This window comes from Arthrobacter sp. StoSoilB13 (assembly GCF_019977255.1).
Lineage (GTDB): Bacteria > Actinomycetota > Actinomycetes > Actinomycetales > Micrococcaceae > Arthrobacter.
This window is the reverse complement of record NZ_AP024649.1, coordinates 563,819-584,493: the sequence shown is the minus strand read 5'-3', so window position 1 is coordinate 584,493 and position 20,675 is coordinate 563,819. Positions and strand designations below refer to the sequence as shown.

General features: G+C 61.9%; 23 protein-coding genes. 4 read left to right on the top strand and 19 right to left on the bottom strand.

The window, feature by feature from the left end:
- Positions 1–60: 60 nt before the first annotated feature.
- The 3 genes from LDP01_RS21315 to LDP01_RS21305 are packed head-to-tail and all read right to left on the bottom strand — an operon-like array spanning position 61 to position 1,905.
- Entirely contained in the window at positions 61–333 is a 273-nt protein-coding gene (locus tag LDP01_RS21315; RefSeq protein ID WP_224094073.1) for a hypothetical protein, read from the bottom strand.
- The gene (locus LDP01_RS21310; RefSeq protein ID WP_224094072.1) at positions 314–844 is read right to left on the bottom strand and encodes a hypothetical protein; all 531 of its coding nucleotides are present in this window, start codon (positions 842–844) and stop codon (positions 314–316) included. Before LDP01_RS21310 ends, LDP01_RS21315 begins: the two co-directional genes overlap by 20 nt.
- Complete coding sequence (locus tag LDP01_RS21305) at positions 841–1,905, bottom strand: Gfo/Idh/MocA family protein (RefSeq protein WP_224094071.1); 1,065 nt, start codon at positions 1,903–1,905, stop codon at positions 841–843. Before LDP01_RS21305 ends, LDP01_RS21310 begins: the two co-directional genes overlap by 4 nt.
- A 105-nt stretch (positions 1,906–2,010) precedes the next feature.
- Between LDP01_RS21305 and LDP01_RS21300 the strand changes: the two genes are divergently transcribed.
- Both LDP01_RS21300 and LDP01_RS21295 read left to right on the top strand, forming a co-directional pair.
- Complete coding sequence (locus LDP01_RS21300; protein WP_224094069.1) at positions 2,011–3,276, top strand: ROK family protein; 1,266 nt, start codon at positions 2,011–2,013, stop codon at positions 3,274–3,276.
- A gap of 89 nt (positions 3,277–3,365) precedes the next feature.
- Positions 3,366–4,238: a ThuA domain-containing protein gene (locus LDP01_RS21295; protein WP_224094067.1), complete on the top strand. Its 873-nt coding sequence runs from the start codon at positions 3,366–3,368 to the stop codon at positions 4,236–4,238.
- Here LDP01_RS21295 and LDP01_RS21290 read toward each other — a convergent pair.
- Positions 4,195–4,719 carry a hypothetical protein gene (locus tag LDP01_RS21290; protein WP_224094066.1) on the bottom strand — a complete coding sequence of 175 codons (525 nt, stop codon included), beginning with the start codon at positions 4,717–4,719 and terminating at the stop codon, positions 4,195–4,197. The two genes, LDP01_RS21295 and LDP01_RS21290, sit on opposite strands and share 44 nt — an antisense overlap.
- A 66-nt stretch (positions 4,720–4,785) precedes the next feature.
- Here LDP01_RS21290 and LDP01_RS21285 point away from each other — a divergent pair, with 66 nt between their 5' ends.
- On the top strand, positions 4,786–5,856 hold the full coding sequence (locus LDP01_RS21285) for a restriction endonuclease subunit R (protein ID WP_224094065.1): 1,071 nt from the start codon (positions 4,786–4,788) through the stop codon (positions 5,854–5,856).
- Positions 5,857–6,102: 246 nt separating this feature from the next.
- Here LDP01_RS21285 and LDP01_RS21280 read toward each other — a convergent pair whose 3' ends face one another.
- Positions 6,103–6,612, bottom strand: a complete 510-nt coding sequence (locus LDP01_RS21280) for a PIN domain-containing protein (RefSeq protein ID WP_224094064.1) — start codon at positions 6,610–6,612, stop codon at positions 6,103–6,105.
- Positions 6,613–6,714: 102 nt separating this feature from the next.
- Positions 6,715–7,134, bottom strand: coding sequence for a helix-turn-helix domain-containing protein (locus tag LDP01_RS21275; protein ID WP_224094063.1), 420 nt, complete (start codon positions 7,132–7,134; stop codon positions 6,715–6,717).
- Between the two features lie 250 nt (positions 7,135–7,384).
- On the opposite strand from LDP01_RS21275, the gene LDP01_RS21270 reads away from it, so the two are divergent.
- Complete coding sequence (locus tag LDP01_RS21270) at positions 7,385–8,965, top strand: sensor histidine kinase (RefSeq protein WP_224094062.1); 1,581 nt, start codon at positions 7,385–7,387, stop codon at positions 8,963–8,965.
- Positions 8,966–9,051: 86 nt separating this feature from the next.
- On the opposite strand, the gene LDP01_RS21265 is transcribed toward LDP01_RS21270, so the two are convergent.
- Genes LDP01_RS21265 through LDP01_RS21205 form a run of 13 tightly spaced genes read right to left on the bottom strand, consistent with a single transcriptional unit; the run spans position 9,052 to position 20,587 of the window.
- A complete protein-coding gene (locus tag LDP01_RS21265) occupies positions 9,052–10,056 on the bottom strand; it encodes a sugar phosphate isomerase/epimerase family protein (RefSeq protein WP_224094061.1) in 1,005 nt (334 codons plus the stop codon).
- A 28-nt stretch (positions 10,057–10,084) separates the two neighbouring features.
- A complete protein-coding gene (locus tag LDP01_RS21260) occupies positions 10,085–11,269 on the bottom strand; it encodes a Gfo/Idh/MocA family protein (RefSeq protein WP_224094058.1) in 1,185 nt (394 codons plus the stop codon).
- Complete coding sequence (locus LDP01_RS21255; protein WP_224094055.1) at positions 11,266–11,664, bottom strand: C-glycoside deglycosidase beta subunit domain-containing protein; 399 nt, start codon at positions 11,662–11,664, stop codon at positions 11,266–11,268. Before LDP01_RS21255 ends, LDP01_RS21260 begins: the two co-directional genes overlap by 4 nt.
- Positions 11,665–11,672: 8 nt before the next feature.
- Positions 11,673–12,443: a nuclear transport factor 2 family protein gene (locus tag LDP01_RS21250; protein ID WP_224094053.1), complete on the bottom strand. Its 771-nt coding sequence runs from the start codon at positions 12,441–12,443 to the stop codon at positions 11,673–11,675.
- A gap of 10 nt (positions 12,444–12,453) precedes the next feature.
- Positions 12,454–13,479, bottom strand: a complete 1,026-nt coding sequence (locus tag LDP01_RS21245) for a sugar phosphate isomerase/epimerase family protein (RefSeq protein ID WP_224094052.1) — start codon at positions 13,477–13,479, stop codon at positions 12,454–12,456.
- Positions 13,480–13,497: 18 nt separating this feature from the next.
- Entirely contained in the window at positions 13,498–13,833 is a 336-nt protein-coding gene (locus tag LDP01_RS21240) for a hypothetical protein (RefSeq protein WP_224094051.1), read from the bottom strand.
- Entirely contained in the window at positions 13,814–14,602 is a 789-nt protein-coding gene (locus tag LDP01_RS21235) for a sugar phosphate isomerase/epimerase family protein (protein ID WP_224094050.1), read from the bottom strand. Before LDP01_RS21235 ends, LDP01_RS21240 begins: the two co-directional genes overlap by 20 nt.
- A complete protein-coding gene (locus LDP01_RS21230) occupies positions 14,599–14,994 on the bottom strand; it encodes a C-glycoside deglycosidase beta subunit domain-containing protein (protein ID WP_224094049.1) in 396 nt (131 codons plus the stop codon). The genes LDP01_RS21235 and LDP01_RS21230 overlap by 4 nt, the downstream gene beginning before the upstream one ends.
- 52 nt (positions 14,995–15,046) lie before the next feature.
- Positions 15,047–16,612, bottom strand: coding sequence for a c-glycoside 3-oxidase CarA (carA, locus tag LDP01_RS21225; RefSeq protein ID WP_224094048.1), 1,566 nt, complete (start codon positions 16,610–16,612; stop codon positions 15,047–15,049).
- The gene (locus LDP01_RS21220) at positions 16,609–17,385 is read right to left on the bottom strand and encodes a TIM barrel protein (RefSeq protein WP_224094047.1); all 777 of its coding nucleotides are present in this window, start codon (positions 17,383–17,385) and stop codon (positions 16,609–16,611) included. The genes carA and LDP01_RS21220 overlap by 4 nt, the downstream gene beginning before the upstream one ends.
- Positions 17,386–17,443: 58 nt before the next feature.
- Positions 17,444–18,280 (bottom strand): carbohydrate ABC transporter permease, encoded by an 837-nt coding sequence (locus LDP01_RS21215; protein WP_224094046.1) that lies wholly within the window; start codon positions 18,278–18,280, stop codon positions 17,444–17,446.
- A 2-nt stretch (positions 18,281–18,282) separates the two neighbouring features.
- Positions 18,283–19,242, bottom strand: a complete 960-nt coding sequence (locus LDP01_RS21210) for a carbohydrate ABC transporter permease (RefSeq protein WP_224094044.1) — start codon at positions 19,240–19,242, stop codon at positions 18,283–18,285.
- A gap of 58 nt (positions 19,243–19,300) precedes the next feature.
- Complete coding sequence (locus tag LDP01_RS21205) at positions 19,301–20,587, bottom strand: ABC transporter substrate-binding protein (protein ID WP_224094043.1); 1,287 nt, start codon at positions 20,585–20,587, stop codon at positions 19,301–19,303.
- Between the last annotated feature and the right edge of the window lie 88 nt (positions 20,588–20,675).

Below are 20,675 nucleotides of genomic sequence, written 5' to 3'. Positions count from 1 at the left end.
AAGTCTCTGGCCCCTGCAGCGCATCAGGGAAGGGGATATTACCTATGCCGAAGATCAGTGTTACTTATGCGGTTCGAGGAGATGCGCAGCGAGGTCGTGATCGCTGAGGAGGTGTTCCAGATCGTCGGGCCGCTCGCCCGAACGGCAGGAATCCAAGGCCCTGCGGAGTGCCAGGCGCGCCGGCGTTTCGTACCGCAGTGGAGCCTGGATTGTCCCGTTGAAGGTGGCCGTCTCAAGGCGAACGGCCGCTCCAACCCTTCCAGACTCAATCTCCGAGCGGACCTCCCCCAAGGCCATCACCCGAAGCAGCGGATCACACGCGTCCCCTGTCAACAGCCGCACCCCGGCGGTCACAGGAACCGGGGCCGGACACACCGGCTGCTTCGAGGAGGAAGGTGCCGTCCCCACCGCCGCAGTAGCTGAGCGGCCCACCTGCCAGCACAGCGGCCCACCGCAACCCGTCACGCAAGGTCGCCCCCACGTCCGGAGCGGGCGCTGCGCATTCCACCGTCACCATCGTCGGACCACTTCCGGCGCGCGCGTCGAGGGCATCGGCAAGGATGTCCGCCCGCGCGTACGGCCTCTCCACAACCACGGGAAGAGTGACAGCGTCAGCCGACAGCGCAGACCCCGCCTCGGGAGGAACGCGCCCAGGATTGGAGACGACGACGGCCGCCGCCCCCGCTGCCTGCGCTTCCAACAGCAATGTCCACCACGGACCTCCACCGGGAATAACCACCACGGCGCCCGGCACGAGATCACTGTGACGTGCACTCCCGCGAAGCTCTGCGACGGCGGCCCGGTAATTCCGCGCCGTGGCCACAACGGCTGGAGCCCCACTCACTGCACGTCTCCTGTGGTCATGGTGGCGAAGACCGCATCGGCCAGCTCCAGCGGGTACAGGGCATCTGCCAGGATCTGGTCGTAGTCCACAGCAATGGTGCCTTCGAGGAGGTGCACGAAGTGCAGCCACTCCGCCTCATAGCCATCCTGCTCCACTGACGGATGCTCCATCCTGGACCCATCGGCCCGCGCCACAATGACACGACCGCTGCCTGCATGGACGAAAGGAGGCGGGTACTCAAGATCCAACCGCTGCTCCGGCGAGGAAAACGTGACCCTCCAGAGGACATCCGGGCCCGCGGGCAGCATGGTCAGGGCCAACTGGACGTTGACGCCGCTGGCTTTATACCCCACCGCGTATCCGATCGGCGGAACGAACCGGGCGTATTGCACTTCCTCGATGTCCGCCGCGAAATGCCGGAGCGCGGGAAGGTCGTGGACGGCAAGGCCGGTCAGCAGCTGCTTCACGATGTGGGCGGCAACGCCAGGATTTGCGGTGTCGGGCCGCTCCCGGGCCGGGGACTGGGCCTGGGCCTGGGCCTGGGCCTGGGAGGAAGCATACTCCGAGACCAGCTGATGGTAGCGGCCGTTCGGCGGCAGTGCCAGCGTGACCGCAATGGACTCAGGCGCCTCCTGCTCCTCCTCAAGCAGGTGACGTGCCAGCAGCCACCCGGGATCGTAGGCGTGATTGGTTCCGACCATCAAGACGGTGCCGGCGGCGCGGCAGGCAGCCACAACACCTTCCGCCGCCTCCTTGGTGGTGGCCAAAGGCTTTTCGCAGAAGATGGCTTTCTTGCCCGCCCCAACCGCCGCGATGATCTGGCGCTGATGTTCCGCCGGCGGACTGCAGATAGCCACAACCTCGACGTCCGGGTCGGCCAGCAGCTCCCCGTCCCCGGCTGACCAGCTGGCATGCAGGGGTTCAGCCAGTGTTCGTGCACGCCCGCTGCCGGCATCCGCAACGTGAGCCACCCGGAATTTATCGTCCAAGCGGCCCAACGTTGGCAGATGAAGGGCCGCGACGCCAGGCCCGGCGCCCAGGAAACCCACTTTCCATGTCATGACGCGTGCTCCTTTTGTCAGCATCATTCCTAAGTTCATTCAGTTCTGGCTATAGTGCACCAAATTCCGCACATTAGTGACCTTCTTGTGGGACAATTTTGAGTTATGACCACAGATTCCACACTCCGGTTCGGTGCGCAGACAGACGAAGTCACGAGCTTGCTCCGCATCGTCAACCTTGTGCGCACGGGGGAAGCAACAACCCGTCCCGAAATTGGCCGCCTTACCGGCCTGGGCCGGGGCGTGGTGACGCAACGGGTGGACCAGGCGATCCAGATGGGCTTCCTCGGGGACGGCGAGTTCGGCGCTTCGTCGGGAGGACGCGCACCCAGGACGCTCCGCTTCCGCTCAGAGCAAGGACGGATCATCGTGTGCGCCCTCGGCGCCCTGCACATCAGGGTGGGCTACGCGGAGCTGGACGGAGACATCATCGACCAGAGGCACCGCGAGTGGGACATTGCGCGCGGACCGGCGGAGACCTTGAAGGCCGCCATGGAGCTCCTGGATGACCTCCTTGGAAGCGCCGCGGAACTGCCTGTCTGGTCTGTGGTTGTGGGCGTTCCCGGCCCCGTTGACTTCGAGAGCGGACAGCCGGTGGCGCCGCCGATCATGCCCGGCTGGAACGGTTCGGACATCCGCACCCCCTTCGAGGAACGCTTTGATGCTCCGGTCTGGGTGGACAACGACGTCAACCTGCTCGCCTTGGGTGAACGGGCGCGCAGGCGCGACGCATACGCCGACCTCATCTACTGCAAGATAGGGTCGGGCATCGGCGCCGGACTCCTCTCGCAGGGACGAATTCACCGGGGTGCCAACGGTGCGGCCGGCGACATCGGGCATGTGCGGGTGCCGGACTCGGACGCACTCTGCCGGTGCGGAAAGGTCGGCTGCCTGGAAGCCGTCGCCGGAGGCTGGGCATTGATCCGTGATGCGGAACTTGCCATCAAGGAAGGCGCCACGGGCCCACTTGCCACATCCGTCGAGAAGGGGCAGCCCCTCTCGCCCGAGGGCATCGCACTGGCGGCCATCAGCGGTGATGCGCTGGCAGTGCGCCTGCTTCAGCGCTCGGCACGGGTTGTGGGTGAATCAATCGCAGCCCTGGTCAACATGTTCAACCCAGGGATCATTGTGATCGGCGGGGCCATGGCATCCGCCGGCGAGGTGTACCTCGCTGAAGTGCGGCAACGCGTTTACGAACTGTCCCTGCCACTGGCCACCAGGGACCTGCGGATCCTTCTGTCCGTGAACGACGAACGCGAACCCCTGCGGGGCGGCGCTGAGCTGGCGCGCGAACAACTCTTTGAGGCCACGTTCCCGCGCTGGTTTGCCCAAGGTAAGCCAGGCCCAATCAAAACCCTGACGTTGAGCTAGGCAACTTACGGCGGAAAAACTTCTTCCTGATTCCGACTTAAGCATGTATCTTCGGATCATAAGTCGAGTCACGAAGGAGTGTCCCACGAATGCCCGGAACCATTAAGACGCTGATCATTACCGGCATGACCGACGTCCACCACGACTGGCGTCAGACCACCCCGGCGCTCAAGGCAGCATTGGAAGAAACCGGCCGTTTCGAGGTGCGCGTCACCGAAGAATTCCGCGGAGCAACGGCCGGCACCCTCAAGCCCTACGACCTCGTCGTGCTGAATTACTACGGCCGCCATGATCCTTGGCGCGACGTGCCGGAGGAGCGGTTTGGCCATGCGGCAGAACAAGCCCTGTTCGATTTCGTGGCTGGCGGCAAAGGCCTCATTGCCTACCATCCAACGCTGGCCGGCGGGGTGGGCTGGGATCCCGAGTATGAACGCCTTCTGGGCGGTGTGATGCGCGAGGATACCTCGCGCCGGGCACCCAACAACGATTTTCTTATCCACACCACTGAAGCGCACCCCATCACGGAAGGGTGGCCCAGCGAGTTCCCGCATTACAACGACGACCTTTACGTGGGACTTAAATGGCCCGCAGGTGTCAGGAAGACCATCCTGCTCAAGGGCTGGGACAACCCATTGCGCTACACGCAGGTGCCCGGGCAGTGGCGGAGCATGCCGGGAATGGGCGACGAGCATCCGGTGGCGTGGGCCGTGGAATACGGTGCGGGCCGCTCCGTCTCCATAGGTATCGGCCACAATGTCCAGGCGATGAGCCACCCCGCCTTCCGAGCACTCTTCCCACGCAGCGCGGAGTGGGCGGCCACAGGCGAAGTCACTGTTCCAACCCCCGAGGACCTGGGACAAGCCGTGGAGGGCGGGGATTGGTGGCCCACAACGTTGGAACCCATGGTCCGCAAGATGTTCACGGAGTGGGTTGAGGCCGGAGAACCCGCCACGCAGAAGTGACACGAAACGGCGGGGTGTGCCAGCCTGCACACCCCGCTCGGAAATCCGCTTTTAGGCGACGTCGAGCGAGACTCCCCGCGGGACCACCTGTGAGGCCCTGCAACATCGCTTCCAAGTGGAAGGGCAGGACCAACGGCCCATCTGCCCCACCACGCAGGTACGGAACCATCAACTCGAAGTCCACGGACACTTTCCGCCGGCTGCCACTGCGATCACGGAACCGATTGACCGGGAACAGGATCACCAGGCGGTCCTGAATGAACCACCAGCCAGACTCTCCCGCCAAGGCATCCGCGGGGATGGCCCGTTGACCCAACCTGACCCGCAACTCCCCTTCCGCCGGAGACCAGCCATCCACGGAGACGGAAAGGCCCCGGATAGAGGACAGCGGCATTGAACGGATCCATGGAAGGCCCAACCGAAGCTCAAATCCATCCGGACCAAAGCTCAAGGCATCCTCACGCAAGGCGTTCTTCAACATCACATGCTCCTTTGTCTGAAAGTGACATAAGTTTGTCATTAAGATACTTATATGGAAAGGCTCCCCATGGAAACCCCCTTACCTTCGGGATGGACGTTGGCTGCCAGCGCCTTCAACTGGACGCCGGAAATCATCGCATCCGAAAGGACCAGCGCCGAGATTGTCACCGGCATTGCCAAAGCAGGGATCGCCACAGTTGTGGAACTGGAACCCGGGCTGTTGTGGCGGACGTTTCCTGCCCCACAGGACCAGGAAGTCGGCGCCTTCCGCAGCGCCATGGAGGCAGCGGGTGGCAGCGTGAGCATCGTCGGCTGCAGTCTTGATGACTACTTGACGACGACGGCCCGCCGCACCACCGCCCAGCGGCTGGAGTTCCTGGTACCGCAACTCAAGGCCGCCCACCGCGTGGGGGCAGCAGGGGTCCGGCTCCCGATCGGACAGGCCGGACCGGAACTGCTCAAACTGGTCCAACCACTGCTGCACGACCTCGATCTTGTTCTCTTCGAGGAAATCCAAGGCCAACAGCACCCGCGGAATCCCCAGGTGCTGCCTGCCCTGGACCACATCGCATCCCTGGACGACGATCGGATCCGGGTCCTGGTGGACATCAGCATGTTGATGCCTGCGCTCCCGGTGACCTATCTAGAGGAACTGGCAAAGGCCGGTATGGCAGCGGACCTACTTGCACGGCTGGAGACCGATTGGAAAGACCCGGCGACCCACGACGCCGTCGTTACGGCACTGCGCTCAGATGTGGTTCCACCCGCGATCCACACCCTCTTCATGAACCTGGTGATCCGTTTTGGACGCAGTGACGCATCGGAACTCAAGGGAATCCTGCCGCTCGTAGGCGCGTTCCACCTGAAATTCTGGGACCTCCAGGATACTGACGGGCGGGTGTCCCGGCCGCTTCAGCAACTCGGCCGGCTTCTGGGTGAGGAAGGCTTTGCGGGCACGCTCACCAGCGAATGGGGAGGTCACGAATGGCTTCAGGACGATCCCACGGTCATGACCAGACGGCATCTGGAGCTTGCCAAGGACGCGTTGGGCACAGGCGCGGCCACCGCGACCGCGAACGCCGCCCTGACTGCGAACCGCGATCTCATGACCAGCCTCAATACACTGGCCGAATCCTGAACGGACACGGAACTCCAGTCGTTCCGGCGTTGCTGCGAGCTCGAAAAAGGCCACGTAGAACCTACCGCTGACACGGAAGGGCAGAAGCGCACACAAACCGTCAGCGTCAGCGGGCGTATCGCTGGCCGACACATGTCGTCTATGCTCGGACGCAAGCCAACGGGAGTTCAGCTGCGCAACAGGGTCAATCCCGACCGAAGCCGCGGGGGGACGAACAGGAGGCAGAAACTATATAGAACTGTGCTTCTAGCGACCTTGGGCTTTGACTAAGTCCTCACCAGCATCCGACGCACTCAGAATGCTCATGTCTATACGCTGCAAATGTTTCCGGACGCGGGTGGCAAACTCCGGCGCATCAGCATTTTTGAGCCGATGTGGCAGATCCACACCATCACCAGCAGAAGCTCTTCCATGGAAGTAGACAAGCTGCTGCTCGGTCACTGATCGAACGGCGGTAGGCGCTCCGTCATCTACCAGGACCAAGAAATCGTCGGGATGGTAGATCTCATATGGAAGATCGTCGCTGTCCGGAAAGTCTTTTGCGTTGGCAGTGACAACAATATCGACCCCACCGTGAACGGCGGCTGCGTGAACGTGGGCATCGCAAACATCGGGATAGTGCAAGGTGGCGTCGATCTCATAACCGGCGATCTGCCCACCGGTGAAAGTCTTCTCCAGCCGACGGCGCATGCCGCCAATCTGCTCATCAGCCCATAAAGGATGCTTCTTACGAAGGTTGTAGAGAGTCTCAGCCATGATGTCCTCCGTCCAAGACACGCTGAAGAGGCCGCAGTCTCGACGGTCACCCTTCCGGCTTAGTCCTCCAGGTCAAGCTCGTCCTCGAATGCTCGAAGCTCATCAAGGCCCTTGCCTGCGCACTTTAGCCCTGGCTTCTACGTATTTCTGAACATCCTCAGCGAGAATGCGCGTATGCGAACCAACCTTGTGGGAGGGCAATTCGTTGTTACGCACAAGCTGCATGAGCGTGGGGCGCGAGACGCCGAGCATCTTTGCGGCTGTAGTAGTCGTCAGTTCCTTGGGCAGGGTCCCGATGGTTACTGTGCCACCGCGTCCGATCACCTCGACAACCTTACGAAGGAGAGCAGCAAGCTCCGGCGGTACCTGTGCGGACTCGCCCGAGGTATCCTCTACGGCAAATCTGACTGACTTCCGGTTTGCGGTAGAACGTAATCTTTCGGTGAGCTGGCGCGCTTGTTCGCTCTCCTGCTTAGTCGTGGTTACGACGGTTTTCTCGGTCCGATCCAATAAGGCGGACATTTCGCCTCCCTCGGCGTACTTTCCCTAATATTCCCTAACACTAAGCCACTTGCACTTATAAGTGCAAGAAAGGGGAACCACCTAGCCATGCAGTTCCATCGGGTTGAAGCAGCGGTTTACACGCTGAATCCTGCACTTCCGCTTCCGCCGCTACATCTCCTGACTATGCTGTGGCTATCGACATCAAGCCTGTACTTGTGGGCGGCTTCTGGGGAGAGGGCTAGCGATTATGCAGGACACGTCCGTTTTTATGCCATTGGATGACTTCTTCGACAGAATCGGCCGACGCAGGGCCGTCGTCCTGTGCCAACTGCCGGTGACGCTGGCCATGGGCCTGATCGTCGTCTTCGCCATTCTTTTCAGTCCCGAAACGATGACTGACACTGCCTTTCAGCTCATGCTGGTGGTTCATCTGCTGATGCTCGTTGCCTGCCTTGCTGTTCCCTGGAACCGGCTTCCACCCGGGACTTTTGTGCTCATACCGTTAGTGGATTTCGTCGTCCTGGCACTCACCCGCGAGGTCGGCGGCCCCGTCCTGAGTGTCGTAACGCTGCTCATAGCGTTCCCGGTCATTTGGCTTTCCCTAAGCGCCAGCCGGACACGCCTTGTCCTGGCTATCGCCGGTCCCTTCTGCGGAATCATCGCCTCCCCGTACGTGCTGGGACACGAAGTGGAGCAAACCGAACTCATCCGGATGATTGTTGTTCCTGTCATCCTGGCCGGGTTCGCCGTGACAGCCCATCTGGTGGCAGGTGTCGTAGTCAAACACAGGAACATGCAAGACCTGAAGGACAGGGAGCTTGTCCGCCTGCACAAGGCCACACAGGATCATCAGCAACTTCTTGATGCCGTCCTGGAAACGGTGAACGTCGGCGTGTGGGCGATCGATGCCGGCGGCAACGACATACTTACGAATCACCGTCTGCGCGCGGACCGGAAAGCTGCCCAACGGATGCCTGGCCACAACCCGTTCACGGCTACGGATGACACAACTCAACTGCCCGATAGCCCAGTAGGGCTTGCCATGTCCGGCCGCAGTTTTACCAACAAGCTGATCCGTGTAGGCCAGGAAGACGAGCAGCTGGTCTTCTCGGTCGCGGCAAGACAATTTCATGACGACGATGGCCAGCTGAAGGGTTCGGTTCTGGCCTTCACCGACGTCACAACGCTGGTATCCGCGCTTGAAGCGAAGGACAAGTTCGTAGCAACCGTCTCCCACGAACTTCGAACCCCTCTGACATCCATGCTCGGCTTCCTTGAGCTCCTGGGAAATGACCCGAACCCGGGGTACCTGCAGGTGATCGAGCGAAACGCCCAACGCCTGCTGACCCTGATAAACGACCTCCTGCTGGTGGCGTCCGAGGACCTTGAGATCCGTCGCCGGCCGGCCAACCTCTCCCGTTTGATGGATGCAGCGGCCCGATCCGCACAGCAGGAAGCATCGGCCAAGGGCATCATCATCCATGACAACATCGACGCCGACCTCGAGGCTGAGGTTGATCCCGGGCAGTTCACCAGGGCCATCGAGCAGCTGCTCTCGAACGCCATCAAATTCTCACCGCACGGCAGTGAAGTCACGGTTTCCCTGAGACGGCAGAACGGCGGATTCATCTGTTCGATCAGCGACCAAGGCATCGGCATGACTGCAGAAGAACAACGGCAGGCATTCACCAAATTCTTCCGATCCGACCAAGCCATGAAGACCGCCATCCCGGGCGCCGGCCTGGGACTATCAATCAGCAAAGCCATCGTTGAAGCACACGGCGGACAAATAAACCTCGAAAGCAGGCCGGGCAAGGGAACCACCGTCACCCTGAACGTCTCCCACTAGCTGAACAAGGTGACGCGCACCGGATCCTTACGGTCACACTCCTGCCTGCGTCTGCGCGACCACACACGCGACCACACAGGGGTCCCTTACTTGGTGCTGAAAGCGGCGTCGAAAGCCGCAGCGGACGGCTCATAGGAGGAGAGCTTCCTGACGAAGCCCAGCGCCTCGGGGGCACCGACCAGGCGATCCATTCCGGCGTCTTCCCATTCGACGGACAACGGGCCTTTGTAATCAATCGCGTTCAGCATCCGGAAGGCGTCCTCCCAAGGAACATCTCCGTGGCCTGTTGAGATGAAATCCCAACCCCGACGAGGATCGGCCCAGGGCAGGTGCGAGGACAGCCGGCCATTCCGGCCGTTGCCGAGGCGCTTCTTCGTGTCCTTGCAGTGCACGTGGTAGACGCGATCGCGGAAGTCCCAAAGGAATCCGACGGGGTCGATGTCCTGCCAGACCATGTGGCTCGGGTCCCAGTTCAGGCCGAAGGACTCCCGGTGGCCGATCGCCTCCAAGGTCCTCTGCGTGGTCCAGTAGTCGTAGGCGATCTCGGACGGATGCACTTCATGGGCGAAGCGAACACCCACCTCGTCGAAGACGTCCAGGATGGGGTTCCACCTGTCCGCGAAGTCCTGGTATCCGGCGTCGATCATCTTTTCACTGGCCGGCGGGAACATGGCCACGTACTTCCAAATAGACGAGCCCGTAAAACCCGTGACCGTCTTGACGCCAAGCTTGGCGGCCAGCCGGGCCGTGTTCTTCATTTCCTCGGCAGCACGGCGTCGCACGCCTTCAGGATCACCGTCGCCCCACACGACATCCGGGAGGATCTCCCGGTGCCGCTGGTCGATGGGATCGTCGCAGACCGCTTGTCCCTTGAGGTGGTTGGCGATGGTCCATGCCTTAAGGCCATTGCGTTCCAGGACGTCGAGCTTGTCCTGGACGTAGGCGTCGTCGTCCCATCGCCACGGGTCAAGGTGGTCGCCCCAGCACGCGATTTCAAGCCCGTCATAGCCCCACTCTCCAGCGAGCCGGGCGACCTCTTCGAACGGCAAATCCGCCCACTGCCCAGTGAACAGGGTGATTGATCGTGCCATGTCTTTCGTCCTTCCTACGCCTGGAAACCTACGAATGGACCGGAACGTCGGCGGCGACGCGGGTCCATACAGAATCGTTGTTGGAGCTGCGTTCCACTGCATCCAGTACACGCTGGACCCGCAGGCCATCGGCAAATGTGGGGTGCGGGTCCGTGTTCCGGACAATGCCCTCCACCAGGTCCTTGACCTGGTGGGAGAAGCCATGCTCGTAGCCCAACATGTGTCCGGCCGGCCACCAGGCTGCCACGTAGGGGTGCACGGGCTCGGTGACCAGAATCTTCCGGAATCCCTGCTGGTCGGCAGGGGCGGTCCGATCGTAGAACTGGATGCTGTTCAGGTCTTCGAGGTCGAAAGCCAAAGCACCCTTGTCCCCGGAAATCTCAATCGCGAGCGCATTCTTTCGCCCGGTCGCAAAACGCGTGGCCTCGAAGGAGGCAAGCGCCCCGGACGCCAAGCGGCCCGTGAAGATGGCGATGTCATCCACGGTGACTTGCCCGTAGCCGGCAGTGGCCTTTCCGGAGAGCCCCGATCCGCTACCAAGCAGCGGCCTCTGTTTGACGATCGTGTCCAGCACACCGGATACCTGTTCCACGTCCATGCCGGTGACGAACTCCACCAAGTCAATGGCGTGGGCTCCGATGTCCCCCAACGCGCCGGAACCCGCGTGCTCTTTCTGGAGCCGCCATGCCAGCGGCATGTCCGGATCCACCAGCCAGTCCTGGCGGTACGAGGCACGGACGTGCGCGATCCGGCCCACCACGCCCTCGGCGATGAGCTGACGCAGGAACGTCACGGCCGGAACCCGACGGTACGTGAAACCCACCATGGCCTTCACACCTCGCACGGCGGCACGTTCAGCAGCCGCAGCCATCGCCTCGGCTTCGGCCACGCTGTTGGCCAGGGGCTTCTCGCACAGGACATGCTTGCCTGCATCCAACGCGGCAATGGCGATCTCCGCATGTGAATCGCCGGGCGTCACGATGTCCACGACGTCGATGTCGTCGCGTGCGATGACTTCGCGCCAGTCCGTTGCCGATTCGGCCCAGCCCCATTTACTGGCGGCTTTTGCTACGGCAGCGGCATCACGGCCCACGATCACGGCCATCTCGGCGTCTGCCGGAAGGTCGAAAACCCGGGGAGCCGTTCGCCAGCCTTGTGAGTGGGCTGCTCCCATGAACCCGTACCCGATCATGGCCACCCGCAGGCTTGTCATGCGAGCACAACCTTGCGCTCTACCGCCACGCGGTTGCCCACGTAGTGCATGGGTGCGATCTGCATGTAAAGCAGGCGCAGGGTGAGGGTAACCTCGACGTCGATCTCCTCACCTGAGTCGGGCACGCGGTCCAGTGGGATGATGATGTCCGGCTTGTCAGCGACGAACCAGAGGGTCTCCCACTGGTCCGGGAGTTCCTCGATTGAATACGAGCGTCCCTGCAGCTCGAACCGCAGCGCAGACTTGGGGATTTCCACGCCGTTGACCGTGGCTGCGACGTCGTCGACGGCGGAGAGCCACAGGCTGCGGTACCAAGGCAACTGCACGGAGACAGAGATACCCTCGGGGTGCCGGCGGACGTCAGCGTCCTGGAAAAGGGAGTTGTGGGTTGCCATGATGATCCTTACTCAAAAGTCTCGGTGAAGGTTGGGTGGGGTATGGGCGGCTGCGGCTCCAGTGTCTGCCTGGCCGATGGGTTGTACGGGTGGTACTCGGCTGGCACCGGCTCGTCCGCAGGCGGCATGAAAACGGGTTTGCCGTCGTCGCCGAAGTACATAAGGTCCAGGGCGAAGGCGTGCTGGTTCTTCTCGGCGAAGCTGATCCAGTTTTCTTCGAAGGGCGCCCGAAGGAGTTCGTAGCAGCGGAACTTCCAGATCTTCCATTCACCGTCCTGGCGGAGGAAGTCCACGGCGTACTTGCACCAGACCCAATGGGCCCAGACCTTCTTGCCTTGTACTTCGCCTGGCGAGTACATGTAGTCCGGACTTTCCTTTGCCACCTCGGGATCCGTCAGCCCGGATTCGTTGCCGGTCATGATCCATACGCCCTTGGCGGTTTCGCCGTCGCCCGCGACCTCGATGACCGGGGTTGTGGTGTAGTGCAGGATCAGCTTTCCTACGGGATTCGGGCGGTTCCGGTGGTAGCGGATGACACTTTCGTAGTCCGTGTACTGGCCCGCGTTGGTGTACCTGGCGCGGATTCCGGGAGTTCCCGGCTTTACCCACAGGGGAATGATCTGCTCGTCCTGGAATGCGTTGTGCAGGTACATGTAGCGGTTGAAGAGGTTCTCGATCTCACCGCGGTCGTTCGCGCGGCGTGCCAAGCGCCGGGCTTCCTGCAGTTCCATCCGGAGCTGCTGGATCTCCGCGCTGAGGTCAGTATCGATTGCTGGCATGGACGCCTCCCTAGGCCGGTACTACGGAGTCTTCAATGGCGCGCCGCATGAGTGCGTGCTGCTTCTTGACGAGGTCGATCGGGTCCGATTCGCCGAGGTCGGCAAAGGCGTGGCCCTCCCATTCGCTGGACAGGAAGCCTGTGTAGCCGCCTTTGACGAACTGGCGGACGATGCGCGGAATGTCCATGGCCGGCTCATTGCCGTTCTCGTCAATGTCGTAGAACTTGGCGTGCACGTGGAACATTTGCGGCATGATGTCCAACCATTCCTCGGGTGCCACCAGGCCATGCATGTTGAACGCCAGGCGGGTGAACGGCCCCAGGTTTGCGGGATCGAAGTTGTTGGAGCGGAGGTAGTCCTCGAATTCCTGGTTGCGTTCCTGCATCGGCAGCGGCTTTCGCCAGATGTCCTGCATGACTGCGAAGTGCTCTTCCGGCAGCCCCATTTGCGTGAGCGTCCGGAACAGCGTGGGCGACAGGCTGTGCATGGTCGAACTGAAGTCTGCCGTGAAACCAAGGCGGTCGCTGCCGAGTTCGTCGTACATCTCCCGGATCTGGAGGATCTTGGGGTCGTTCGGACCCTGGGGTGCGTGGATTTCGTAGCCGAGCTTCTGGTCGTACTTCTCAGCGAGGGGCAGCAGCCGGCGCAGCAGTTCCTTGCCTGCCGAACGGATGACGATCCTGTGGAAGCCGAGCGTGTTCGCGGTCTTCAGCTGACGCGCAAAGAAGTCGAATTCCTCGTCCGGAGTCATGTCCCGGTCCTTGCGGCGGCCCATGTCCAGGTTGGTTCCCACAGCGCTGGGCGTCAGCCCGTACCGGTCCATGCTGTCGCGCCAGAGCTTGACGAAGTCGTCGTCGACATCAGGGTAGGTGCGCAGCATCTGCGCGATGTTGAATTCGACGCCGGGACCGAGCCCTTCGTCGGCCACGGCCTTGATGAGCGTCTGGGGAGTGTAAAGGCCTGCTGCAAATTCAGAGGTCAGTGAGTAGAGGGTGATGCCAAGCTCGATGCCCGAGCCTGCGATGCCTGTAGACATGGTGGTTATCCGTTCTTATCAGCCGAGGACCGGCTGGGTGAGGTGGCTGTTGAGGATGCTGCGGGCTTCGGCAGGATCCGTGATGATCCTCGAACCGGCGTTGGCAGCGGCTGAACGCTGGATGGCCTGTTCGCCACGGATGATCTCGAAGGGGTCCTGCCAGTTGTTCCAGTGCCACCCCTCGTATTCGCTGGAAATTGCGCCGGAGTAGCCGTTCTCGACGAGCAGGCGGACGAGGTCGCGGACGGGCACGGAAGGTTCCTCGCCGTTCTCGTCGATGCCAAAGAACTTGCCGTGCACGTGGCGGACGAACGGCATGATTTCCAGCCAGGTGTCAATGGGGGGCCGGGCCAAAGAGGCCGGTTCCATTGATCGCGAAGTCGATGCCCAGGTCCGGACGGCCGTTGCGGGCGGCCAGGCCAATGAAGGCTCCGAAACGTTCGCCGTGGGCCTTCTCGGTGGTGGGTGGGCCTTCTGCGTAGAAGCCGTTCCACATGGCCACAACCTGCTGGAGCAGCTCTTCGGAGGCGCCCCGGCGCCGGTAGGCCTCAAGGAGCGACGGCGCGAAGCCGCTGACCGTGGCACCCCAGTCGGCCGTGAAGCCAAGGAGCGGGGAACCCAACTTGTCGAAGCGGTCGCGCAACGCGAGGATCAGTTCGTGGGCACCGTGCTGGTGTGCATGGACTTCAAGCGCCAGGGTGACACCGTACTTTTCGGCCACCGGCAACAGGCTTTCCATGGCATCGGGCGTGAGGGAGATTTGGACGCGGGCGATCGGGAAGCCCAGCCTGGAGGCGACCTCGATTTGCTTGCGCATGTACTCCACAAGCTCGTCGTGGTTCATGAGGCGGTCCCTGCGGATGCCCGTGTCAACGTTGACGGCCAGTGAGGTGGGAAGCAGTTCCACTTCGGAAACGAGATCACGGAAGCGGCCTACGAACGAGTCATCGATCCGGTCCGGGAAGCCCCGCAGGCTTGAGAATCCAATGATTTCAAGACCTGGCCCAAAACCCTCTGCAGCTACCTTGCGGATCAGGCCGTCAAGGTCGTACTGCCGGCTATGGAAAGCGCGGGTGAAGCTGTAAAGGGTAACGCCCTGAATGGGAGTGCCGAGGCCGGTCATCGCTGTCCTACCTTCATGGTCTTGGTGTCGTTCTCTTCGATGTGCAACACGCCGTGGTCAGTGGTGATGTAGGGGATGTAGAGCTTGAGGTCCACCCGTACTTCGTGGTCCGCCTCCGGATCCGTCAGGGGCAGCTCGCCAGAAAGAACTGCCGAATCCAGCGGAAACCACCACTCATCCGTCTCCTCCACCAGCTCGCCAAAGCTGAAAGTGCGGTTGTTCATGGTCCAGCGCAACGACTCCTCGGGAGCGGCCACACCGTCGATGGTGAGCGCGGCCCCGGCAATGCAGGAACCCGGCAGGGCCCGGTACCACGGGATACGGACTTCGACGGCGGTTCGGTCGCCTTCAGTGGTGAGCGTTCCCTGCTCGATCATGCGGTCGGCAATCATGGGATCTCCTTGTCTTGCTGCGGGGCTTGAGGCTTCCGCAGCGACTTCTTCCTTATTTAGTAATTCTATTGTCTGATTCTGACATAAGTAAAGAATTGTCCAGCTCTTCTGCGATTTTGCGGGCTCCACGCACGGCAAGGGCGACAGCGGTCAGCGTTGGATTACAGGCCGTCGCAGTAGGAATAACCCCGTTGCCGGCAACGAAAAGCCCCGCGGCTCCCCAGACTTCGCTATCCGGAGAGCAAACACTTTCCCCGTCGTCTGCACGGCCCATGCGCGTCGAGCCCTGATAGTGCAGTGATGCGCCCGGTGGCAGCGCGAAGGGACGTTCGTCCAAGGGACGTCCCACTGCCTTCCCAAGCCGCACAATCTCCGCCTTTGCCCGCTCGATCACCTCATGATCGCGCGCCGTCAGGCGGTAATGGATGCGCATGGCCGGCATTCCGTAAGCGTCCCGGACGTCATCATCAAAGGCCACGCGATCCTCGCGCTGTAGATCCTTAGCGCAGAACAGCCCCAGGCCAACGATCGAACCGGGCACCACGGGATCGTCGTCAGCCAATGGCACCGGCGAGGCATCCAACTGCATAATCTGACCGTGGAAAGGGACATCATCGGTGTACGGAACCCAGGCCACGCCGCTTTGCTGCGTGAGCCCGCCGCGGCCTTGCGCCGCTTCCTCCCGCGCAGGGGCCGTGACGCCTTCCAGTCGACTGGCAAATACCACCTGCGGTTGATCATTGAGGTAGCGGCCCAGTGCCTTCGGCCGGATACCCGAAGCCCAGAGCAGCTGGGGGGTCCGCAGCGCATCCGCCGCAACCACCACGAAGCGTGCCGCGACCGTATGGCTCCCGCCCGTCCGGCGGTCCTGGACTTCCACGCCCGCAACCCTGCCGCCGTCGAGCATTACCTTGGTGACCAGCGACTCGTCGAAGAGTTCAAAGCGCGGATTCTGCCGGGTTGCCCCGCCCATGACGACGTCGGCACCTGACCACATGAGTCGGCCGTCGGCTTCGCGGTGGACCGCAAGGGGCATGGGCTGGACGCGCAGGGCGGGCTCACGTCCCTCGTCGACAACAGCCGCCAACCGCCCGCGGACGAGATCCGAGAAGGGAGCGCCGTCGAAGGCGTGGGTCGTGACGCCCAGTAGACGCTCGGCGTCGTCCAGCAATCCGTCCATGTCCTGAATGAAGCTGATGCGCTCCTTGCCGGAAGGGCGGGGGCACGCTGCAGTCCAGTGCGCCCCCATGCCACCGACGTTGCTGGACATTGCGGCAACGGGCATGCCGTCCTCGCCGGGGAAGGCATAGCCCTCACTGAGCAAGTAGGTTCCTGGCCGCGCCCTGCGTTCGCCGCTCTTCACGGCACCTGGCGAGTTCACGGTCGCCGCGCCCGCGCCCGGGCCTTCGGAAGCAAGCTGCGCGGCGGCGCGAACATGCTCATCAGCGATGTTCTTCACATGTGCGCCCGGAGGATTGCTGACGGTTGGGCCCACCTCGAACATTGCGATGGTAGCCTCAGGCGCTTCCTCGCTCAGGATTCGCGCATAGGCGGACGCCGTAGGACCGCTGCCGACGATTACAACGTCAACCGCCGGGGGGTAGGACCGCTGACTCACCGGGCGGCCACCAATTCCTGAATGCGTCGGACGGACTTCGCGGAATCGATGGTTGGGTAGTATTCGAGTCCGATCGGCCCGCTGTACCCGCTGGCCTCCAGGTCTCCCAGCCGCGCGTTCCAATCGATCGAACCGGAACCCGGCTCGCCACGGCCCGGGGCGTCCGCGATTTGAACGTATTTGATGAGGTCGCCCGCGTTGGCCAGTTCCGCGGCCACATCCTCGCCTTCAACGGTGGAGTGGTAGAGGTCGTACAGGACTCCGAACCCGGGCGAATTCACGCCGCGCGCAATGTAGACGGCCTCCGACGTCCGGTCCAGGAGGGCCCCGGGATGGTCCACGCGCACGTTGACGGGCTCCAGGACCAGGGTGATGCCGGACCCCTGGATGTGGTTCACGCCCTTGGTGAAGATCTCGATGAGCTCATCGAGTTGGTCCTGTCGCTTGCGGCCGCCAAAGCCTGTTCCGCTTCCAACCACAATGCGTGGGCAGCCAAGCTGGCGCGCAACCTCGACGCCGGCATCGAGCCCCTCGTAGAAGGGTTCGTGGTTTTTGGGAGGGATCATGAACTGCATCCGCGGCTCCGCCAGCTGGGCGGTGAGCTGCACTCCGGTCTCCTCCAATGCAGCCTTCAGCGCGGGGATGTCCTTGCCCGTTGGACCCCACATCTCAACGGCATCGAATCCCGCCGCTGCCGCCGCACGCACACGATCAGCGGCACTTTCGCCTGCTTCAGCGAACAAAAGGTCGATATTCGGCGCAAGTTTAAACATGGTTATCTCCTGGAAGTAAGGGGTGTTTTCTAAAACATGGGGTGGTGGACGGCGTCCGTTAGCCCTTCAGGCCGCCGGAGAAGCCTTGGATGAAGCGCTTCTGGGCGAAGAGGAACAACGCGAGGATGGGAATCATGGACACGATCACGATCGCGAAGATGGAGTTCCACTGCGAGACCAGGGAGCCGATGAAGTAGTACATCGCCACAGGCAGCGTCTGGTTGCTGGAGCCACCCAGGAAGATCAGCGAAGTGAAGAAGTCGTTCCACACGATCAGTCCGGCGAAGATGGTCACAGTGCCCGTGGCCGGAGCCATCATCGGGAAGACTACTTTGGAGAACACCTGCGTTTTGCTGGCGCCGTCAATGGTGGCCGCTTCTTCGTAATCCGTACCCAGGCCGCGGAAGAAGTTGGAGTACAGGAAGATGGACAGTGGCAGGAGCATGCCCGTGTACAGGACGATCAGGCCCCAGGCCGAGCCCGTAAGACCCAAGGAACGCGCGCCCATATATAGGGGAACCGCCCCCAACTGGCCTGGCAGGATGATGGCGATCAGGAACAGGTAGTATGCGCCCTTGCTCCAACGGCGGGTAGACCGTGAAATGACGTACCCAGTGATGGACCCAAGGGCGATCAAGCCAAGGATGCTGCCAGTGGTGATGATGACACTGTTCACCAGGCCAAGCACCACATTTGAATTGCCTTGGGCCGTCAGGACGGCGGTGAAGTTGCTGAAGTCAGGGCTCGACGGCGGTGCCAGCGGCGAGGTCGTGTAGATCTCACCATCGGACTTCAGTGCAGTGGTCACCAGGAAGTAGAACGGGGAAAGAAAGAGGAGGGCCAATGCCCACAGACCGATTTCGCGGAGAACGGTGAGTTTTGTGTAGCGGAACATTGTTAGTCCTCGGGGTTCGATCGCGTCAGCCGCTGCTGGATTACGGCGAAGAACAGGATGATGACGGCCAGCACCAGGGCCAAGGCGGCGCCGCCGCCGAAGTTGCCGAGCGCAAATGCCTGCTTGTAGACCTGCGTGGCAAGGGTTTCAGTGGCGCCTGCCGGGCCTCCGCCGGTGAGTGCCATGATGGGGTCGAAGACCCGGAGCCCCTGAACAATGCCCAGGGTTGATGCGATGGCTACGGCCGGACGGATAGCTGGAAGGGTGACGTTCCAGAAGCGCTGCCACATGTTGGCGCCGTCGATGGCTGCGGCCTCCTCGATTTCCACGGGAACGCCTGCCAGGCCTGCCATGAAGATCACCATGGCGAAACCGGTGCTGCCCCAGACCAGGACAATCAGTACTGTCCAGATGGCCCATTGCGGGTCCGCCAACCACGGCTTGGCCAGGTCACCAGCGCCGATCGAGGCGAGGAAGACATTGATGGGGCCGTCGAAATCGAAGATGTACTTCCAGATGTAGGCCGTTGCCAGCGGACTGAGGACCACGGGCATGAAGAACAACGTGCGCAGTACATACCGTGTCTTTATTACCCGGTTCAGGCCCAGGGCGATGAAGAGGCCGGCAACGTTGCTGATAAATACGGAGGAAAAGGCCAGGAAGAGGGTATTCAGCAAGGCCCCGAGCTTGGTCGGATCCTTGAAGATTGCCTCGAAGTTTGCCAGGCCAACCACTTTGAAGGAGCCGATACCGGTCCAGTTGGTGAAGGCGAAGTAGCCGCCAATTCCGGTGGCTACGTAGTGAATGGCGATGACGAGGGCGATCCCGGGGAGTGCCCACCACCAGTGGCCGAACTGCAGGGACCCACCCCGGGAACGGACCTTTCGGGCCGCTCCCGGGTTTCGCCTGCCTCGCCGGGAAGCGTCAGCTGCTTCGGTTTTCGATTGCATCGTCGCAGTCATGGTAATCCTTGCTCGTCCCTTTGAGTCGTCGGAACTTCGGTGGGGTTCTTATCTGGTTTTAGCCCCAGGCCGCATCCATGGCCTGCAGCACCTGGTCAACCGACTTCTGGCCTGTCAGGAGACCCTGAACACCCGTTGCGAGGGCATCGTAGACAGAGGAGTTCGGCCACTGGCTGTTGGGAAGCGGACCGTACTTGCCGTCCTTGATGAGGTCCCCGACGTTCTTGTAAGCGCCGGATGCGTAGTCGTAGCTGTCCAAACCGCTAACGGGAAGTGCGCCATCAATCTCCGCGAACGCCTTGGTCTGCTCAGGTTCGGCAGCCCAATCAAGGAAGGCCTTGGCAGCATCCTTGTTCTTGGAAGCGGCATTGATGGAGAAGGAGTAGTTCGCGCTGGCGTAAACGAAGCCCTTGTCGGAGCTCTGCTCGGACGGAAGCGCGCGGACTGCAAAGTCGGAATTAGCCGCTGCCGTCTTGAGCTGCTTCCACGAAGGAGCAGGGATGAAGCCGGCAAGGGAAGAGCCACTCGCGAGGCCCTTGGTGATGGCGTCGAAGCCCGCGCCCGCTGCGCCCTTCTGGAAGCAACCTGCTTCGTTGAGCTTGACGACGGCCTGCAGCGCGTCCTTCCAGCCCTGGGAGTCGGCGAAGGTGGTTTCCTTACTCACACGCTTTTCGTTCCACTTGGGATCCTCAGCGTAAACCCGGGAGGCCGCCAGGGACATGGCCATCAGGCCGGTGTTGGGTGCGGCTGAGCCGGCCAGGGCAAAGAATGACTTGCCGGAAGAACTGAGCGAGGAGCACTGCTTTTCCAGGGACGAGAAGTCGCTGGGGAAATCGGAAACACCGGAGGCCTTGGCTGCGGTCTCGTTGGTCACGAGCCCGACGACGGTCATTTCGGCAGCCTGCCCGTAGACTTTGCCATCCTTGCCGAACAAGGCTTCACTGCCCACAGGAACCAACTTCTTGGCCGAATCATCCAAGGGTTCCAGGAAGTTTGCATCGACCAGCGGAAGGATGCTTCGGCCTGTTCCCGATCCGGGCGACGTCACAATGACGTCCGAGGCGTTGCCGGCCTGCAGCTGTGTGCGGACGGTCTGGTCGTAGGAATCGTTCGGCTGCGCATTGAACGTGATCTTCACGTCCGGGTGCGCTGCCATGTACTGCTCGCCAAGCTTCTGGAACGGGCTCTCAATGGTGTTGGAGGTAGCGAACGTCAAGGAGAACTCCTTGGAACCTCCCGCGCTGCCGGCGGTGGTAGAGCCTGAGCAGCCTGTCAGTGCAAGTGCAGCAGCGGTTGGGATGACGAGAACGCCGAGCTTCAGTCCTCGAAAGCGGTGCTGTGTCATTTTCAGCCTTTCTGACTTCTTTGTCTTATCGGGAGCGCCGTGACCCCCGTCACTCATCAGTATGCACGGCATTTGCCAGAAAGACACA

What these genes read in the sequence shown, in the direction of transcription:
- LDP01_RS21305 (WP_224094071.1), bottom strand. Translation starts at nt 1,905, where the DNA reads ATGACATGGAAAGTGGGTTTCCTGGGCGCCGGGCCTGGCGTCGCGGCC.
- LDP01_RS21255 (WP_224094055.1), bottom strand. Translation starts at nt 11,664, where the DNA reads ATGGCAACCCACAACTCCCTTTTCCAGGACGCTGACGTCCGCCGGCAC.
- LDP01_RS21245 (WP_224094052.1), bottom strand. Translation starts at nt 13,479, where the DNA reads ATGTCTACAGGCATCGCAGGCTCGGGCATCGAGCTTGGCATCACCCTC.
- LDP01_RS21260 (WP_224094058.1), bottom strand. Translation starts at nt 11,269, where the DNA reads ATGACAAGCCTGCGGGTGGCCATGATCGGGTACGGGTTCATGGGAGCA.
- LDP01_RS21280 (WP_224094064.1), bottom strand. Translation starts at nt 6,612, where the DNA reads ATGGCTGAGACTCTCTACAACCTTCGTAAGAAGCATCCTTTATGGGCT.
- LDP01_RS21300 (WP_224094069.1), top strand. Translation starts at nt 2,011, where the DNA reads ATGACCACAGATTCCACACTCCGGTTCGGTGCGCAGACAGACGAAGTC.
- LDP01_RS21230 (WP_224094049.1), bottom strand. Translation starts at nt 14,994, where the DNA reads ATGATTGCCGACCGCATGATCGAGCAGGGAACGCTCACCACTGAAGGC.
- LDP01_RS21270 (WP_224094062.1), top strand. Translation starts at nt 7,385, where the DNA reads ATGCCATTGGATGACTTCTTCGACAGAATCGGCCGACGCAGGGCCGTC.
- LDP01_RS21295 (WP_224094067.1), top strand. Translation starts at nt 3,366, where the DNA reads ATGCCCGGAACCATTAAGACGCTGATCATTACCGGCATGACCGACGTC.
- LDP01_RS21210 (WP_224094044.1), bottom strand. Translation starts at nt 19,242, where the DNA reads ATGACTGCGACGATGCAATCGAAAACCGAAGCAGCTGACGCTTCCCGG.
- LDP01_RS21285 (WP_224094065.1), top strand. Translation starts at nt 4,786, where the DNA reads ATGGAAACCCCCTTACCTTCGGGATGGACGTTGGCTGCCAGCGCCTTC.
- LDP01_RS21215 (WP_224094046.1), bottom strand. Translation starts at nt 18,280, where the DNA reads ATGTTCCGCTACACAAAACTCACCGTTCTCCGCGAAATCGGTCTGTGG.
- LDP01_RS21265 (WP_224094061.1), bottom strand. Translation starts at nt 10,056, where the DNA reads ATGGCACGATCAATCACCCTGTTCACTGGGCAGTGGGCGGATTTGCCG.
- LDP01_RS21220 (WP_224094047.1), bottom strand. Translation starts at nt 17,385, where the DNA reads ATGTTTAAACTTGCGCCGAATATCGACCTTTTGTTCGCTGAAGCAGGC.
- LDP01_RS21205 (WP_224094043.1), bottom strand. Translation starts at nt 20,587, where the DNA reads ATGACACAGCACCGCTTTCGAGGACTGAAGCTCGGCGTTCTCGTCATC.
- LDP01_RS21290 (WP_224094066.1), bottom strand. Translation starts at nt 4,719, where the DNA reads ATGTTGAAGAACGCCTTGCGTGAGGATGCCTTGAGCTTTGGTCCGGAT.
- LDP01_RS21250 (WP_224094053.1), bottom strand. Translation starts at nt 12,443, where the DNA reads ATGCCAGCAATCGATACTGACCTCAGCGCGGAGATCCAGCAGCTCCGG.
- LDP01_RS21235 (WP_224094050.1), bottom strand. Translation starts at nt 14,602, where the DNA reads ATGACCGGCCTCGGCACTCCCATTCAGGGCGTTACCCTTTACAGCTTC.
- LDP01_RS21275 (WP_224094063.1), bottom strand. Translation starts at nt 7,134, where the DNA reads ATGTCCGCCTTATTGGATCGGACCGAGAAAACCGTCGTAACCACGACT.